The organism is Streptomyces sp. NPDC001890 (assembly GCF_042891445.1).
GTDB lineage: Bacteria > Actinomycetota > Actinomycetes > Streptomycetales > Streptomycetaceae > Streptomyces.
Map to the genome: position 1 here is coordinate 35707 of NZ_JBIATE010000003.1, position 15604 is coordinate 51310.

Here is a 15604-nt window from a genome sequence, read left to right on the forward strand (position 1 = left end):
CGTACTGCATGGCGAGGGCATTTGTCCTGGAGCCTTGAAATGGTGGGCGAGGTTCGCGAGTGGCTGCTCGGATTACGAAAGGCTGATCGGGCCACGGCTCGGCTTGTGGGGCAGGCTCTCCAAGCGCTTGTCGAGGAAGGGCCCGACCTTGGACGCCCTCTGGTGGACAGGATCAAAGGGTCGTCGATACACAACCTCAAAGAACTGCGGCCCGGCTCTGGCGGGACGAGCGAAATTCGCATCCTGTTCGTCTTCGACCCCGACCGCAACGCGGTCCTCTTGGTCGCCGGCAACAAGTCGGGAAGATGGCGTGAGTGGTACAGCCAGTCGATCCCCGTAGCCGAGGGGCGCTACGACGACTGGTTGGCACACTTGGCTCAGCGACAGAAGGGCACGTCGGAATGACTACTTTCCACTCCTGGGACGAAGTGAAGAACGAGGTCTTCGATGCAGAGGATCTTGAGGAGATCGAGCGCGGAGCCCATCGCATGGTGGCCGAGGCGCGCGCGCATCGGCTGGTCGAGATGCGGAAACAGCTCGGTCTGACGCAGAGCGAGATCGCTGATCGTATGCACGTGCGGCAGGAGCGGGTGTCGGCCATTGAACGTGGGAGGACAACAGCCACGGAGGTCGGAACCATCGCCGCGTACATTGCCGCGCTCGGCGGGCAGTTGGAGATCGTGGCCGACTTCAACGGCTCCCGTGTCGTGATCGTCTGACGCCGTGCCTGACCGGCTCGTCCGGGCACAGCGAGCGGATCTTCCAGGCGGTCGACGGATATCGGCCGCTCAGGTCAGCAGTTCCAGATACGGGCCGAACTCCGACGCCAGGGTCAGCCGGCCCAGCTTCTGGTACTCGCGCTGGATCGCGTGGATCAGCGTCGGCATCGTCACCGGCTCGCCCGTGTCCGCCGCCAGGTACGCGGACGTCACCGCGATCGAGCGGATGTTGCCACCCGCCAGCTCGAAGTTCTCCGCGCAGAAGGCGAGGTCCAGGTCCTTGTCCCGGGGGAGTACGGGGCCCAGGCAGCGCTCCCAGAGGACCAGGCGCTGTTCGGGGTCCGGGACCGGGAAGTCGATGACGAGGTCCAGGCGGCGGGTGAACGCGTCGTCCAGGTTGGCCCGGAGGTTGGTGGCGAGGATGGCCAGGCCGTCGAAGGACTCCATGCGCTGGAGGAGGTACGCGCTCTCGACGTTCGCGTAGCGGTCGTGGGCGTCCTTCACGTCGGAGCGTTTGCCGAAGATCGCGTCCGCCTCGTCGAAGAGCAGGACGCCGTTCACGCCCGCGGCCTCCGAGAAGATGCGCTCCAGGTTCTTTTCCGTCTCGCCCACGTACTTGTCGATCACTGTCGCCAGATCCACCGTGTAGAGGTCCAGGCCCAGGTCCGCGGCGATGACCTCCGCCGACATCGTCTTGCCGGTGCCGGAATCACCGGCGAAGAGGGCGGACACCCCCCGTCCGCGGCCGCCGCCGGGGCGCATGCCCCACTCCCCCAGGACCCGGTCGCGATGGCGCGCGCGGGCGGTGAGTTCGCGGAGCTGGGCGTGGGTGTCGGGCGGGAGGACCAGGTCGTCCCAGGTGACGGTGGGTTCGATGCGGCGGGCCAGCCGGTCCAGGCCCGCCGCGTTCTGGGCGCGGGCGCCCTGACGGACGTGGTCGGGGGTGAGGACGCCGCCGTCCAGATGGGTGGTCTGGGCGGCGCCCCGGGCCGCGCGGGTGATCTGTTCCGGGGTGAGGAGGAACGGCGCGAGCAGCCGGTCCACGTCGACGGTCCCGGGTACGGGGGCCTCGTACGCGTCGGTCCACAGGGCCGCTCTGGTCGAGGGTTCCACGCGTGGGGCGTGCAGGAGCAGGGGCGGGGCGGCGGACCAGGACGCGTCCCAGGGGGCCCGGCCCACCAGGACCGTGGGGACCGGGGTTCCGGTGAGCAGCCGGAGGAGTGCGGGGTGTTCGCGGCAGACCGCGTCGATCGGGGCGCAGACCACGCCCGCACCGGTCAGCCTGGCCTCGCGGACCAGGGAGCGGACGGCCTCGGCGGGTGACGGGTCCTCGGCGAGGCGCGCCAGGTCCAGGCCCAGGACCCGGTGGCCCGCACGGGTCAGCGCGGAGGCCGCGAGGGCGGTGCCCGCACCGCCCTGGTCCTCGCGGAGGTAGGCCAGCGAGGCGCCGTGGGCGAGGGCCCCGGCGAGCGGCGCCGGGTCTCCGACGCCGGGTACGGCGTGCCAGGGGGCGAGGAGGTCGGCCAGCCGGGGATCGGGGGTGTCGTCGCCCAGGAGGTGGGCGGTGACCCGGTCGGGGACGCGCAGTGCCCGGCTCAGGAACGGACGGTCCAGGTCCTCGACCAGGAGGAGGCGGCCCTCGCGGAGCGGGGCACGGGCCGCGAGCCGGCCGCGAGCCACCTGGTCGGCGGGGGAGAGCCCGCACAGGCCGAGCGCCAGGCCGATGGACGGGCGGCGGCGGGTGACGTCGTCGTTCAGGTACCCGTAGAACGCCTCGAAGCGGTCGTCGAGATCCGGTACGAGCGCGATGAGGAGGATCTCGACGTCGAGTGCGGTGAGGCCGAACTCGGCGGCCAGGGACGTGAGTCCGGTCGGCTCGGCCGGCGCCTCGACGGGGTCCGGCACGGGGTACGGGAAGGCGCGGGCCTCGTCCTCGTCCAGCAGGCGGGCGATGTTCTCGTCCGTGAGGTAGAGGCCGCGGAAGGCGTCGTCCGGGTCCGGGTCGGTGAGCTGCCGGGCCTCGACCGCCCGTCGGATGCGCTGCTCGACCGCTACCGCGCGGGCGAGGAGGTGGCGCAGGTTCGGATCGCCCGCGGTGGTCATTCGGTGCTGTCCTCCGTAACGGCCTCGCGGGACTTCGTACCTGACGCGCTGGGCTTCGTACCGGACCCGCGAGACTTCGTACCGGACTCACGGGATCCCGTACCGGACTCGCCGGATCCCGTACCGGACCCACGGGACCCCGCACCGGTACCGGGCTCTCGTGGGTCCCCGCCGGCTCCCCGGGTCTCCACGATCCGGAGGGACAGGCCGCGTCGTCGTTCCGCGTCGGGGATGCGCGAGGCGGCGCCCCCGCCCGGCCGCCCCGGGCGTCCGCCGTAGACCGGGAGACCCCCGCGGCCCGGCGTCGGCTCCGATACCGGCTCGGTCGGCTCGGGTACGTCCCCGAAACGGGTCTGGAGCCCCTCGTCCCCCACCGGAGGACCCACCACATAGCTCGGCGACGCCGTCACCGGCACGCTGACCACCAGGTCGAGCGAAGGCTTCAACTCGCCGCCCAGCGCGCTCCACACGTCGGCGAACGAGCGGTCCTCCGGTGGCGGCAGTGCGATCGACATCGGTACCGGCGCCCCGATCTCGGCCAGGGTGCCCGCCAGCCGTTCCGGGGGCAGCGCCTCGTAACGCAGCAGGCAGCCGAGCAGCGAGGAGAGCAGCCGGTGTTCGTCCTCCGGGCGCTTCGTCCATGCCGTGATCAGGTACGACAGCTTGAAGAACCGGGGCGGGCGGCGACGGGCGATGATCGTGCCCCGCTCGTCGTAGTCGTTGTGCAGACCCCGCTCGCGCCTGCGCATGTCCTCGCGGATGTCGTAGAGATACAGGTTGACCATGGGCGCGTTGACCTTCGCCGCCCATTCCCGGGTCGGGGCGTCGAAGACCACCGCGATCTGGCCGCCTTCGAGTACCTCCGCCCTGATCAGCGCCCGCAGTACGTCGTCGACCTCGTGGATCACCCGATCACTCCCGTGCGGTCATCAGCCATACGGCCACCGGCCCTGCAGTCACCGGCCCTGCAGTCATCAGCCCTGCAGTCGCCGGCCATGCGGCCACCGGCCCTGCGGTCATCAGCCCTGCGGCCACCAGCCACGCGGTCACCGGCCGGGCGGTCACCGGCGCTCATGCGCGGCCCGCGAAGTCCGGTGGCTGGAGATTCCGCTGCACCACCAGGACCGGTTTCTTCAGCCGGGCGAGGTCGCGAGAGTCCGCCCGCAGCTCGCGCGGGCCGAGCTTGTCCTTGCGCAGGACCAGGACCTGGACCTCGAAGGTGCCGTCGCGGCCCACCGTGGCCGTCGCCCCTCCGGGGGTGATCCCGGTGTTCCACGTGAAACGTACGGTCGCGCCCGGCGGGTAGTCCTTGCCCCGGGCCAGTACCGGCTGGCCCGGCTTGGCGACCTGCGGGGTGACGGTCAGCGAGGGTTTCAGGACGCGCAGCCGGTCGGTGTCCTGGTTGTTGGCCTTCCGGCGGTCCGGCAGCGTGCCGCGCACGGTGGCCCGTACGTCCCCGGTGACCGCCGCGCGGTACGTACCGGTCTGGGTCACCTCGATGCGGCCACCGGCCGGAATGGTGCACGGTTTCGCCGCCGTGCAGCGGGTCAGGGCAGACAGGCTGCGGTCCTTCCCCTTGGAACCCTTGGACGTTTCGGGCCAGGCGGAGCCCATGACCACGCCGGTCGCCGGGTCCGGACCGGCATTGGTGACCACGAAGCGGGCACGGGCCGGGCGGCCGGTGTACGTACGGTCGGGGCTGACGTCGACCTTCATCGACACATCCGCCGACGGCGGGACGGGAGCCTCCAGGACCTCGATCTCCGCCGTGTCCGTCCCCGTGTTGCCCGCCGAGTCCGTCGCCGAGCAGGTCACCGTGGTGCGGCCGACCGGGAAGAGCGAACCGGAGGCAGGGGTGCAGGTCACCGGTAGCGTGCCGTCGGTGGCGTCCTGGGCGGTGGCGGCGTACGTCACGCGCGCACCCTGCTTGTCCTTGGCCCGGACGGTCAGATCGTCCACGGTGACGACCGGCGCGTCGATGTCGTTCACATCGATGTTGATCTGCTCCTGGAAGTCCGGGTCGGCCGCCGCGGCCGGCCCGATCGTTTCCGCGCCCGGGGCCTGGGTGCCCATCAGGAACTGGACGGTGCAGCTCAGCCGGGTGCCCTGGGGGGCGTCCGCGGAGACGTCGATGTTCTCCGCGAAGTGCGCGGTCTCCCCGCTGGTGAGCTGCTGGGTGGGCGGGTCGAGGCTGACGGACAGATGCGGATCGCAGTTGTCCAGGCGGTAGCTCACGTTGGTGGGAAGGTTGTTGAAACCTTCGATGATGGCGTCGGTGACACCATCGCCGGGAATTCCGGTCAGCATGCGGCCGTTGGTGGCCTCGGCGATCCGCTTGGCCTGGTCGGGCTCGTGATACGGGTCCTGGTAGCTGGGGCTTTTGTATCCGTTGCCGTTGAGCCCGTCACCGTTCTCGGTCGTCACATCGACGGCGATGACCCGTACCCCCTTGTCCTGGAGCGCGAACACCGCTTCCTCGTAGGGGATCTTGTTGCTGGGGTTGTGGCTCGACGCGTCGCCCACCAGGACCACGACCGGACTGGCGCCCTCGCGGAAGACCGTGCTGCCGTCCGCGCCGTTGGCCACCTTCCACAGCGCGTAGATCCAGTCCTCCGACGGCCCCTTGCTCTTGTATCCGCGGGAGGTGTCCAGCTTGCCGACACCCTTCTGTACGTCGTCCAGGTTCGTTGTCAGCCCTTGGAGGACGGCGAACTCCGCCGTCGGTTCGTCCTTCTCGTCCCCGTAGGTGGCCACCGCGAAGCGGGAATCCGGCTGCTGTGCAAGGACCTTCGCCGTGATGTCCTTCAGACCGTCCTGTACATCGCCGATCGGGTCGCCCATGCTGCCCGTGCCGTCCACCAGCAGGACCACGTCCGGCCTCGGCGGGATCGCCGGCGTACGCACCTGCTTGTCCACGCCCGTGGAGCCGCCCGGGTCCACCGCGTCGGTGAACTCGGCGGGCGTGACCCAGGGTTCGGGCACCGCGACCGTCGGTTCATCGGATGTGACGGCCGAGCCGGGGGCGATGCCGCCGGCCATGAGAAGCAGGGCGAGGGCCGGGATCCGGAGCGCGGTGAGGGTGCGGCGCGAGGCGGACGGCCGGGACCGGGCCGATCCGTCCCGCCGCGACCGCGGCGCCCGCCGAAGCGGCTGGTACCAGCGCACGGAAGTCCTCCCCCACCCTCGCCCGATCCGGCACACCGGACGTCAGGGTCCTGTACCGGCGGCGGACGCGCAGCGGTGCGGGAGTCACACCCCCGGGAAGCCCCCGCTGCCCGAAAGGGCAGCGGGGGCAGCGGGCGCACCGAGGAGATCTACCGGAGCTGCGGGGCGGGTCGGCTGCTCAGATCAGCCCCTGCCGCATCGCGTACGCCACCGCATGCGACCGGTTCCGCAACTGCAGCCTGGTCATCACCGAGTGCAGCACGTTCTTTATGGTGCGCTCGGAGTAGGCCAGCTTCGTCGCGATGTCCGCGGTGTCGTACCCCTCCGCGACCAGCCTCAGCACATCCACCTCGCGCGCCGCGAGACCGGTGAAGTGCAGCCCGCGCGGGCCGAGCACCTGACCCTGGAGGCGGCCCACCTCCTCCAGCAGCCGTCCCAGCAGGTCGGACGGGAGATGGCCCTCGCCCCGCGCCACCGTCCCGATGACCTGCACCAGATGCTCCGGAGTCGCCTCGGAGCGCCTGACCACACCGGCGACACCGCACTCCGCGGCGCTCACCAGCTTCTGCTCGTCGATGTCCGTGGTGACCAGAACGGTGCGTGAGGTGCTGGTGCGCTGGATGTGGCGCAGCATCGTCAACACCGCCTCGTCGACCGTGTCCACGACGACGACCACGATCCGGGGAGAGACGTCGCCCTCCCCCCACTCCGTCACGCTGACCTCGGGCCGGGTCCGCAACTGGCTGGCCACGCCTGCTTGCGAGATCGGATCCTGGGCCCGTAATGCAACAGTGATGCGCTCCATGGCAATGCTCCCCCTGGGCAACAGCCGATGGCGTCACGTCGATCACAACCAGCACGGCTGTTTTCGTATGCCTCACTCGTCTGAGGCGGTCAAAAGATGCCCGCGTATCCCTACAGGGAAACAAAAAGGCCGATCCGGGCACAGAATCTGCCCGGAAGTGTTCCTTCACGGCCGATGTCGGCGTTCGACGGCGAACCTACGGTGCCGCCTATGAGTCTCACGGCAAGCCTCGACGATTCGTCCGTCACTGCCGCACCGGGCGAGGAGACGGCCCTCCCCCTGCGGATCCTCAACTCCGGCAGCACCGTCGAGGAGTACCGCTTCGAGGTGGTCGGCGCCTGTGCCGCCTGGTCGACGGTCGAGCCGGCGACGCTCTCCCTCTATCCGGGCGACTCGCAGACGGTTTCCCTCGTACTGCGCCCGCCCCGGGACTCGACCGTACCGGCGGGCGAGACGCCCTTCGGGATACGGGTGGTGCCCACCAGCGAGCAGGGCGACACGGTGGTGCCCGAAGGGCGGGTGACCGTACTCCCCTTCACCGAGACGACCGCCGAACTGGTACCACGCAGTTCGCACGGCGCCTGGCGCGGCAGGCATCAGCTCGCCGTCGACAACCGGGGGAACGCCCCCCTCACCGTGCGGCTGGGCGCCCAGTCGGGCACCGAGCGGGCACGGGTCTCGTTCGCGGCGGACTCCCTGGTGATCGCGCCCGGCCGGGCGGAGTTCGGGAAGGTACGGATCCGGCCCGCCAAGCGCGTGTGGCGCGGCATCCCGGTCACGCATCCCTTCCAGCTGGTCGCCACCCCGGAGGTGGCCGAGGGCGAGGCCCCGGTCGCACCCGTGGTCGTGGACGGCACGTACCAGCAGGAACCGATCCTGCCGCGCTGGCTCCCCCGGGCGCTGATCACCGCGGCCGTTCTGCTGATCGCGCTGGTGGGGCTCTGGTACGCGCTGCTGCGCCCGGCCGTGAAGTCGGCGGCCCGCGAGGCGATCACCCCGGACGCGGTACGGTCCGCCGCCGCGGCCGACAAGAGCAAGGCGCCCGAGAAGGGGTCCTCGGCCGGTGCGTCGTCGGGCGGGGGCGACTCCTCCGGGGCGAACGGAGGCTCGCCGAAGCCCAGCCCCTCACCGAGCCCCGGTGCGGACTCCGACGCGTCGGCCGCCGCCCCGACCAGTGCGCAGGTGCAGGTCAGGGACTCGGTGGGCGGCGGGTCGAACAGCTCGACGGCCCTCCAGGTGCCCGCCGGACACACGTTCCAGCTGACCGACATCGTGGTCCAGAACCCGCAGGGCGACGCGGGAACGCTCGTGGTCTCCTCGGGCCGGGACGCGCCCGTGCTCCGACTGGCGCTGGAGAACTTCCGGGACTCGGACTACCACTTCGTCACGCCGATCCTGGTGCCCGCCGGGGGCAAGGTCACGATGACCGTGGACTGCCGGAAGATCGGCAAGCCGGTGAACGCGCCGACGCCCGCGCGGTGCTCGGAGTCGCTGTTCCTCGGCGGCACGATGAAGACGGACACGGCGGACTGACGGGGCCGGGCGGCCCACATCAGTCGGCGCCGCCCACCGGAGCACCGCCCACCGGAGCACCACCCCGCCCCTCCCTCACTCCGGCGGAGCCTCTTCCTCCTCCTCGGCCCCTTCCTTCGCACGCTGCACGAACGAGCCCTGCACATCGGCCGGTTGCTCGTCCTCGTCCTCCGTCGCGGCCCGCTGCACGGACGCCCCCGGCCCCGGGGCGGCGGCCGAAGCGGGAGCCGAATCCGAAGCGGGGGCCGGCGCCGGAGCCGGGTCCGACAGCACCCGGTCGGCATTCGCGACGGCCTCCCGCTCGAACCGGTCGGAGGGGTCGCTCACCCGGATCCCGCCCGCCGCCTCCGTACCGTCCACCGGGCCGTTGCGCTGCTGGATCACATGGGTCAGCTCATGGGCCAGCGTGGTGCGGCCCTGCGGCGTGGACGGGTCGTAGGCGTCCCGCTGGAAGACCACGTTGTTCCCGACGGTGTACGCGTGGGCGCCCACGCCCTTCGCGGACTCGTGCGCGGCGGAGTCCGTGTGAATGCGTACGTCGGAGAAGTCCGCCCCCATCCGCCCCTCCAGGTCGGCGCGGGTGTCGGTGTCCAGCGGCCGCCCGCCGCCCGACGAGACCACGTCGTGCACGGGGGAGCGCTCTTCCTCCTCCTTGCGCTGGAGCATCGACCCCACGGCGCTGTTGCCGACCGCCCGTTGGAGCACGCTCATGCCGCCGGCCCCGACCACATCGGGCCGCCCGGTGGCCGCCGCACGGTAGAGGTGCGGGGTGTCCGCCGGCTCCCGGCCCTCGGACGCCCGCGAGGCGTGCACCGGCTCGTCGTGCTCATGCCCGTGCCCGTGATCCCGCTCGTGGTCGTGGTCGTGTTCCTGGTCCCATTCCGGTGCGTGCATCATCATCTCCCCTGACCGCGCCCCGGTCGATGGCGCGTCGTGATGGCCTCACCACTCCACCTTCACGACGCCCCACTGCCCCGTCCAGCCCGGACCCCGCCGGCCGGGGGCAGCCGGTGCTGCCCCTTCGGGCAGCCGCTGCGTCCGTACGGCAAACGGCTGCACCGGCGGGCAGTGGAGTGGCCGGGCCGCACCGCCGTCGGGATGATCGGTGGCATGACCAAGAGCAACGTGGCCAGGAGCGGCAAGGGCAGTGAGAAGGACCAGGGCATCACCACCCTCCGGATCGCCCAGGAGCCGAAGGCGGACGAGCTCCTCGCGCGCAGTCCGCTCGCCGCGCTGGTGGGCATGCTGCTGGACCAGCAGGTGCCGATGGAGTGGGCCTTCTCCGGCCCGTACTCGCTGGCGCAGCGGATGGGCGGCGACGATCTGGACGCCCATGAGATCGCCGCTCACGACCCGGAGGCCTTCGCCGAACTCTTCACCACGAAGCCCGCCCTGCACCGCTATCCCGGTTCCATGGCCAAGCGGGTCCAGCAGCTGTGCCAGTACCTGGTGGCGGAGTACGACGGCGACGCCGGCGCGGTGTGGAGCGATGTCTCCGACGGTGCCGAGCTGCGGAAACGGCTGAACGCGCTGCCCGGGTTCGGTACCCAGAAGGCCCAGATCTTCCTGGCGTTGCTGGGCAAGCAGTTCGGGGTCCGGCCGAAGGGCTGGCGGGAGGCGGCGGGACCGTACGGCGAGGCCGGCTCGCACCGGTCGGTCGCCGACATCACCGGCCCGGATTCGCTCGCCGAGGTCCGCGCGTACAAGCAGCATGCGAAGCAGGCGGCCAAGGCCGCCAAACGCGCCGCCGAAAAGTAGCCCCCGCCTCCTCCCCCTACCGCCTGCGGCGGGCCGTACCGAAGAGCGACCGCGAGATCTCCCGGCCCAGCTGCGTACCGACGGACCTGGCCAGCGACCGGAACATCCCGCTCGCCACCACCTGCTCGACCAGCGAGGCATCCTCCTCGGCCGCCGCCCCGCCCGCCTTCCCGGCCCCGCGCGCCCCCTCACCACGGACCGCCTCCTCCACCGCGGCCCGATCCGCGGCCTCCGCGGCCCTGGCCGCCGCCTTCGCCGCCTCCGCTTCCGCTTCCGCCTCCTGACCGGCGCTCAGCTTCTCGTACGCCGACTCCCGGTCCACCGCCTGCGCATACCTCCCGTACAGCGACGACCCCTTCACCGCCGCTTCGAGCTCCGCCGCCGGCCACGGCCCCATCAACGACCGCGGTGCCCGCAGCCGGGTCGCCGCGACCGGCGTCGGCGCACCGTTCTCGCTCAGCACCGTGATCACGGCCTCGCCGATGCCCAGCCGCGTCAACAACTCCTCCAGGTCGTACGGCGAACGAGGGAATGTTCTCGCCGTCGAGCGCAGCGCCTTCGCATCGTCCGGGGTAAAAGCGCGCAGCGCGTGCTGCACCCGGTTCCCGAGCTGCGCCAGCACCTCCGCCGGCACGTCGCGGGGCGTCTGCGTGACGAAGAAGATGCCGACGCCCTTGGAGCGGATCAGCCGTACCGTCCGGGTGATCGACTCCAGGAACGCCTTCGAGGCCCCGTCGAAGAGCAGATGCGCCTCGTCGAAGAAGAAGACGAGCTTCGGCTTTTCGAGGTCACCGACCTCCGGCAGATCGTGGAAGAGGTCGGCGAGCAGCCACATCAGGAAGGTGGAGAAGAGCCGGGGCTTGTCCTGCACCGCCGCCAGCTCCAGTACGGAGACCAGCCCGCGCCCGTCCGGCGCCCGGCGCAGCAACTCGGCGGTGTCGAACTCCGGTTCACCGAAGAAGTCGCCCGCACCCTGCTGCTCGAAGGCGGTGACCGACCGCAGGATCACCCCGGCGGTGGCCGTGGACAGCCCCCCGATCCCCTTGAGTTCGGCCTTTCCGGTGTCCGAGACGAGGAAGGCGACCACAGCCCGCAGGTCCTTGAGATCGATCAACTCCAGCCCCTTGGAGTCGGCGTAATGGAAGATCAGGCCGAGCGACTGCTCCTGCGTCTGGTTGAGCTCCAGCACCTTGGACAGGAGTACGGGGCCGAAGCTGGTGACCGTGGCGCGCAACGGAATGCCGGGGCCGATGCCGCCGAGCGCGTAGAACTCGCACGGGAAGCCCTCGGCCTCCCACACCTGCCCCACCTGCCCGGCCCGTTCGGCGACCCGGTCACCGGGGGCGCCGGGGGCGGCGATGCCCGAGACGTCGCCCTTGATGTCGGCGAGGAAGACCGGCACACCGCCCGCCGAGAGCTGCTCGGCGATCAGCTGGAGCGTCTTGGTCTTTCCGGTTCCGGTGGCGCCCGCGACCAGTCCGTGCCGGTTGAGCATCGCCAGTGGGATCCGGATCTGCGCGTCCGGCAGGCAGATTCCGTCCCAGAGCAGAGCGCCAAGACCGAGGGCGGGCCCGGAAACGGCGTACCCGGCAGCGATCTCCCGGGCCGGCTCCGGCAGCACACCGGCACTTTCGGCCGTGTTCTCGCTGTCACTCATCAGGACCCCATTCCGGAATGCCTGGATTTGCGGCGTTTTTACCAGGATCGCAGTACCGTCCCATGGCTGCGCCTGGAGGCTCTTGCCCGGTAGGCTTTCCGTGTGATCTTCAAGCGCATCGGAAATGGGCGGCCTTATCCCGACCACGGCCGGGAAAGCACCCGGCAGTGGGCGGATGTCGCGCCGCGCCCGGTCCGCCTCGATCAGCTGGTGACCACCAAGGGCAACCTGGACCTCGAAACCCTCCTCGCCGAGGATTCGACGTTCTACGGTGACCTGTTCGCGCACGTCGTGAAGTGGCAGGGCGACCTCTACCTGGAGGACGGACTGCACCGCGCGGTCCGCGCCGCGCTTCAGCAGCGCCAGGTACTCCACGCCCGCGTGCTCGAACTCGGCTGACCGAAGCGGGTCCCGTCCACGGACCTGACCGCCCCACCCAGGGACGACCCCTCCCAGGGACCGTCCCGTCCACGGACCGTCCCGTCCCGGTACGACCCGCGGGCCGCTACGGGGTTCGTTCGGGTGCTTTCACACTCGGACGGGTGCGATCCATTGATCATTTAGTAGGCATCATCACCGGGCCGCACTACGCTGCGCCCATGAGCATGCTCACTCCCCCCGGCATGGGCGGAAAGTACCGCATCACGGGCGACAAGTACCCGCGGATGCGCCGCCCCCGGCGTCGCGGCAAACTGATCCTCGCTGCCACCGCCTCCGTGGTCGCCCTCGGGCTGGCCGGATGGGGCACGATGCAGCTCATCGACGTCTTCACCGGCGGCGACCGGAAGGCCAGCGCCGCCGACCACAAGACGGACTGCCCCACCGCCAAGCCGTCCGCACCCGCGAAGGCGCTGCCGAAGCCCGCGAAGATCACCGTCAACGTCTACAACGCGACACCGCGCAGCGGGCTCGCCAAGAAGGCGGCCGAAGAGCTCAAGAAGCGCGGCTTCACCATCGGCAAGGTGGGCAACGCCCCCGCCGCGTACGACAAGAAGGTCCCGGGCCCCGGAGTGCTGCTGGGCGCCCCCTCGGCCACGAACGGCCCGTTCCCGGTCCTCGGCACGCAACTGGTGGGCGCCACGCCGAAGACCGACGCCCGCAGGACGGCGGACGTCGATCTGATTCTCGGTACGAAGTTCAAGACGTTCAACACGCCGCAGTCGGCGGCCGCGGCCCTGGCCGCCCTGACGAAGCCGGCCCCCGCGCCCTCGTCCTGCTGACGGCTGCCGGGGAGCCCCGGCAGCCGTGCACGAAGGGCCCTAGTCGGCCGTGCCGTACATCCGGTCACCCGCGTCGCCGAGGCCGGGGACGATGTAGCCGTTCTCGTTGAGCCGCTCGTCGACCGAGGCGGTGACCACGGTCACCGGCGTACCGGCCAGCTCGCGCTCCATCACCTCGACGCCCTCGGGCGCCGCGAGCAGCACGACCGCGGTGACGTCGTCCGCGCCGCGCTTGATCAGCTCCTGGATGGCCGCGACCAGCGTGCCGCCGGTGGCCAGCATCGGGTCCAGGACGTACACCTGGCGGCCCGAGAGGTCCTCCGGCATCCGGGTGGCGTACGTCTCCGCCTGGAGCGTCTCCTCGTTGCGGATCATGCCCAGGAAGCCCACCTCGGCGGTCGGCAGCAGCCGCACCATGCCGTCGAGCATGCCGAGGCCGGCCCGCAGGATCGGCACGACCAGCGGCCGCGGGTGCGACAGCTTCACGCCGGTCGTCGGTGTGACCGGGGTCTCGATGTCGACCTGCTCGGTGCGCACGTCCCGGGTGGCCTCGTAGGCGAGCAGGGTGACCAGCTCGTCGGCGAGCCGCCGGAAGGTCGGGGAGTCGGTGCGCTTGTCGCGCAGGGTGGTGAGCTTGTGCGCGACCAGTGGGTGGTCGACGACGTGGATCCGCATGGGCTCAACAGTAACCGTGCCTCCCGCACCCGTGCGCTGGCATCAACCGCATGTTCGGGGGGAAGGTGGGGGCATACGGACCCAGCCTTGGGGTGATGAGCCGATGCCGGACGGGGAAAAGCGGAAGCAGGACCAGCGGGACGCGCCGGGCCTGCGGGACGAGCAGGACGCACGGATCCAGCAGGATCCGGAGGAGACCGACGCGTCCCGCCGCAGGCGGCGCGCCCAGTTCCTGCGCGAGCTCCACGAGGCGAAGGCCCTCCGCGACCGGGTGCAGCCCCGCCGCGCCAGGGCGGCCCGGATGCGCCAGGCCATGCGCATGCGCACCTTCCGCTGGTAGCCCGCGGCCGCCCCCGACACCCCCGGGGACGGCACCCGGCATTCCCCGGCAACAGCCCCCGGCATTTCCCGGAGACAGCACCCGGCATCCCCCTGGTGGCGGCGTCCGGCAGAACTGATGGCCGACTCAGCGGCCGAACTCCTCTCGCGAAGCCCTTGTTTCTGCCACGATTCCGATGGGCGGGACCCAGGACAGCCGGAGCACCGACTGCCCTCCCGCCGGACCGACACCCCTAAGACCAGTGGGAGAGTCACGGTGTACTTCGCCGCACTGCTCGCGCGCACCGAAGACGGGTGGGAAGCGAGCGACACGGAGCTCGACGATGTGGAGACCCTGTCCGACCTGACGGATCTGGCCCGTGAGGCCTCGGTGGACGAGGACACGGTGCTCGTCTTCATCGAACAGGAGGACGCCTGGTTCGGCGTCGTCCGGGTGGACGGCGAGGACGATCCCCGGATCTTCGTCTCCGACGCCACCGCCGCAGCACGCTCCTCGTACGGGGAGATCCTGCTCACCGACGAACTGCTCGGCCGCGAACCCGGGGCCGAGGACACGATCGCCGCCCTCGAAGAGCTCGTCGGCCTCGACGACCCGGAGGACGGCGACCCGGACACCACCCCCGACAACGACAACACCGACACCGACACCGACACCGACACCGACGACAACGATGACGACGGCTTCGACGCCGACGCCGTACCGGCGGGCCCGCTCGGCGACACCCGGATCCTGGCCGACCTCGGACTCCCCGAGGCCGAACTCCTGATGCTGCGCACGGACGCCATGGCAGAGATCGCGGACGCGCTGGGCGCGGCCGAGGTCCTGGAGACCGTCCGTTAGGGTCCGCGGGTGAGCGAACCACCGCACGACCCCGTGAGAGACCCGTGGCGGGCGCACATGCGCCGTGCCCTGGCCGAGGCCGAGCTGGCGGCGGCGGCCGGCGATGTGCCGGTCGGCGCCGTCGTGCTCGGCCCGGACGGCGCCCCGCTCGCCACGGGCCACAACGAACGCGAGGCCACCGGCGACCCGACCGCCCACGCCGAGGTCCTCGCCGTCCGCAGGGCGGCAGCCGCCCTCGGACAGTGGCGCCTGACCGGCTGCACCCTGGTCGTCACCCTGGAACCCTGCACGATGTGCGCCGGCGCCCTGGTCCAGTCCCGCGTGGACCGGGTCGTCTACGGCGCCCGCGACGAGAAGGCGGGCGCGGCGGGCTCCCTCTGGGACGTCGTACGCGACCGCCGCCTGAACCACCGCCCCGAGGTCATCCACGGCGTCCTGGAGCAGGAGTGCGCGAGCGTCCTGACGTCCTTCTTCCGCGCCCCCTGAGAACCGATTTCTTTCCACGGCCCGCCATGGTCTAAGCTCTCTCTCGGTAGCGTGTCCGAGCGGCCGAAGGAGCTCGCCTCGAAAGCGAGTGTGGGGAGACTCACCGAGGGTTCAAATCCCTCCGCTACCGCCATCGACGCCCTCCCGAACTGCGGAAACGCAGTACGGGAGGGCGTTCGCGCGTCACCAGGACTACCGTGCCGAAGCGACGCCGATCCTCCTTGATCCTCGCGTGTGCGGGGGTGCCCCTTGGGGCGAACAGTGTGCACGTTGGTCCCCGCGCATGCGGGGCTTGAGCACGGC

At 71.0% G+C, this 15604-nt stretch carries 16 protein-coding genes and 1 tRNA gene; 10 read left to right on the forward strand and 7 right to left on the reverse strand.

Annotated features, from left to right (window positions below; translation table 11 throughout):
• Positions 1-39 precede the first annotated feature (39 nt).
• Together ACFYY1_RS11500 and ACFYY1_RS11505 are read left to right on the forward strand one after the other, a co-directional pair.
• On the forward strand, positions 40-405 hold the full coding sequence (locus tag ACFYY1_RS11500; RefSeq protein WP_388583561.1) for a type II toxin-antitoxin system RelE/ParE family toxin: 366 nt from the start codon (positions 40-42) through the stop codon (positions 403-405).
• Positions 402-719 (forward strand): helix-turn-helix domain-containing protein, encoded by a 318-nt coding sequence (locus tag ACFYY1_RS11505; protein ID WP_388583563.1) that lies wholly within the window; start codon positions 402-404, stop codon positions 717-719. Before ACFYY1_RS11500 ends, ACFYY1_RS11505 begins: the two co-directional genes overlap by 4 nt.
• 69 nt (positions 720-788) lie before the next feature.
• Here ACFYY1_RS11505 and ACFYY1_RS11510 read toward each other — a convergent pair whose 3' ends face one another.
• The 4 genes from ACFYY1_RS11510 to ACFYY1_RS11525 form a co-directional block, all read right to left on the reverse strand.
• Positions 789-2822, reverse strand: a complete 2034-nt coding sequence (locus ACFYY1_RS11510) for an ATP-binding protein (RefSeq protein WP_388583564.1) — start codon at positions 2820-2822, stop codon at positions 789-791.
• Entirely contained in the window at positions 2819-3730 is a 912-nt protein-coding gene (locus ACFYY1_RS11515) for a DUF4255 domain-containing protein (protein ID WP_388583566.1), read from the reverse strand. Before ACFYY1_RS11515 ends, ACFYY1_RS11510 begins: the two co-directional genes overlap by 4 nt.
• A gap of 163 nt (positions 3731-3893) precedes the next feature.
• Positions 3894-5987 (reverse strand): VWA domain-containing protein, encoded by a 2094-nt coding sequence (locus tag ACFYY1_RS11520; protein ID WP_388583568.1) that lies wholly within the window; start codon positions 5985-5987, stop codon positions 3894-3896.
• A gap of 178 nt (positions 5988-6165) precedes the next feature.
• Complete coding sequence (locus tag ACFYY1_RS11525) at positions 6166-6792, reverse strand: response regulator transcription factor (RefSeq protein WP_388583569.1); 627 nt, start codon at positions 6790-6792, stop codon at positions 6166-6168.
• A gap of 210 nt (positions 6793-7002) precedes the next feature.
• On the opposite strand from ACFYY1_RS11525, the gene ACFYY1_RS11530 reads away from it, so the two are divergent.
• On the forward strand, positions 7003-8325 hold the full coding sequence (locus tag ACFYY1_RS11530; protein WP_388583571.1) for a hypothetical protein: 1323 nt from the start codon (positions 7003-7005) through the stop codon (positions 8323-8325).
• A gap of 75 nt (positions 8326-8400) precedes the next feature.
• Here ACFYY1_RS11530 and ACFYY1_RS11535 read toward each other — a convergent pair whose 3' ends face one another.
• Positions 8401-9219, reverse strand: coding sequence for a DUF4157 domain-containing protein (locus ACFYY1_RS11535; RefSeq protein WP_388583573.1), 819 nt, complete (start codon positions 9217-9219; stop codon positions 8401-8403).
• A 216-nt stretch (positions 9220-9435) separates the two neighbouring features.
• On the opposite strand from ACFYY1_RS11535, the gene ACFYY1_RS11540 reads away from it, so the two are divergent.
• Positions 9436-10083 carry an HhH-GPD-type base excision DNA repair protein gene (locus tag ACFYY1_RS11540; RefSeq protein ID WP_388583575.1) on the forward strand — a complete coding sequence of 216 codons (648 nt, stop codon included), beginning with the start codon at positions 9436-9438 and terminating at the stop codon, positions 10081-10083.
• A 16-nt stretch (positions 10084-10099) separates the two neighbouring features.
• Here ACFYY1_RS11540 and ACFYY1_RS11545 read toward each other — a convergent pair whose 3' ends face one another.
• Positions 10100-11740: a helicase HerA-like domain-containing protein gene (locus tag ACFYY1_RS11545; RefSeq protein WP_388583577.1), complete on the reverse strand. Its 1641-nt coding sequence runs from the start codon at positions 11738-11740 to the stop codon at positions 10100-10102.
• A gap of 102 nt (positions 11741-11842) precedes the next feature.
• Between ACFYY1_RS11545 and ACFYY1_RS11550 the strand changes: the two genes are divergently transcribed.
• Together ACFYY1_RS11550 and ACFYY1_RS11555 are read left to right on the forward strand one after the other, a co-directional pair.
• Positions 11843-12139 (forward strand): type II toxin-antitoxin system VapB family antitoxin, encoded by a 297-nt coding sequence (locus ACFYY1_RS11550; RefSeq protein WP_072488263.1) that lies wholly within the window; start codon positions 11843-11845, stop codon positions 12137-12139.
• A 224-nt stretch (positions 12140-12363) separates the two neighbouring features.
• A complete protein-coding gene (locus tag ACFYY1_RS11555) occupies positions 12364-12960 on the forward strand; it encodes a LytR C-terminal domain-containing protein (protein WP_388584657.1) in 597 nt (198 codons plus the stop codon).
• A gap of 39 nt (positions 12961-12999) precedes the next feature.
• On the opposite strand, the gene upp is transcribed toward ACFYY1_RS11555, so the two are convergent.
• Positions 13000-13635, reverse strand: coding sequence for a uracil phosphoribosyltransferase (upp, locus tag ACFYY1_RS11560; protein WP_266731152.1), 636 nt, complete (start codon positions 13633-13635; stop codon positions 13000-13002).
• 103 nt (positions 13636-13738) lie between these two features.
• Between upp and ACFYY1_RS11565 the strand changes: the two genes are divergently transcribed.
• The 4 genes from ACFYY1_RS11565 (at position 13739) to ACFYY1_RS11580 (ending at position 15434) form a co-directional block, all read left to right on the forward strand.
• Entirely contained in the window at positions 13739-13975 is a 237-nt protein-coding gene (locus ACFYY1_RS11565; RefSeq protein WP_388583579.1) for a hypothetical protein, read from the forward strand.
• Between the two features lie 255 nt (positions 13976-14230).
• On the forward strand, positions 14231-14815 hold the full coding sequence (locus ACFYY1_RS11570) for a hypothetical protein (RefSeq protein ID WP_388583581.1): 585 nt from the start codon (positions 14231-14233) through the stop codon (positions 14813-14815).
• Positions 14816-14872: 57 nt separating this feature from the next.
• Positions 14873-15301, forward strand: a complete 429-nt coding sequence (tadA, locus tag ACFYY1_RS11575) for a tRNA adenosine(34) deaminase TadA (RefSeq protein WP_388584659.1) — start codon at positions 14873-14875, stop codon at positions 15299-15301.
• Positions 15302-15346: 45 nt separating this feature from the next.
• Positions 15347-15434, forward strand: a tRNA-Ser gene (locus tag ACFYY1_RS11580).
• Positions 15435-15604: the final 170 nt, after the last annotated feature.

Excerpts from the sequence above, each read along its gene's own strand:
- ACFYY1_RS11500 (WP_388583561.1), top strand. The coding sequence starts at position 40 with ATGGTGGGCGAGGTTCGCGAGTGGCTGCTCGGATTACGAAAGGCTGAT.
- ACFYY1_RS11505 (WP_388583563.1), top strand. The coding sequence starts at position 402 with ATGACTACTTTCCACTCCTGGGACGAAGTGAAGAACGAGGTCTTCGAT.
- ACFYY1_RS11510 (WP_388583564.1), bottom strand. The coding sequence starts at position 2,822 with ATGACCACCGCGGGCGATCCGAACCTGCGCCACCTCCTCGCCCGCGCG.
- ACFYY1_RS11525 (WP_388583569.1), bottom strand. The coding sequence starts at position 6,792 with ATGGAGCGCATCACTGTTGCATTACGGGCCCAGGATCCGATCTCGCAA.
- ACFYY1_RS11530 (WP_388583571.1), top strand. The coding sequence starts at position 7,003 with ATGAGTCTCACGGCAAGCCTCGACGATTCGTCCGTCACTGCCGCACCG.
- ACFYY1_RS11535 (WP_388583573.1), bottom strand. The coding sequence starts at position 9,219 with ATGCACGCACCGGAATGGGACCAGGAACACGACCACGACCACGAGCGG.
- ACFYY1_RS11540 (WP_388583575.1), top strand. The coding sequence starts at position 9,436 with ATGACCAAGAGCAACGTGGCCAGGAGCGGCAAGGGCAGTGAGAAGGAC.
- ACFYY1_RS11545 (WP_388583577.1), bottom strand. The coding sequence starts at position 11,740 with ATGAGTGACAGCGAGAACACGGCCGAAAGTGCCGGTGTGCTGCCGGAG.
- ACFYY1_RS11555 (WP_388584657.1), top strand. The coding sequence starts at position 12,364 with ATGGGCGGAAAGTACCGCATCACGGGCGACAAGTACCCGCGGATGCGC.
- upp (WP_266731152.1), bottom strand. The coding sequence starts at position 13,635 with ATGCGGATCCACGTCGTCGACCACCCACTGGTCGCGCACAAGCTCACC.
- ACFYY1_RS11565 (WP_388583579.1), top strand. The coding sequence starts at position 13,739 with ATGCCGGACGGGGAAAAGCGGAAGCAGGACCAGCGGGACGCGCCGGGC.
- tadA (WP_388584659.1), top strand. The coding sequence starts at position 14,873 with ATGCGCCGTGCCCTGGCCGAGGCCGAGCTGGCGGCGGCGGCCGGCGAT.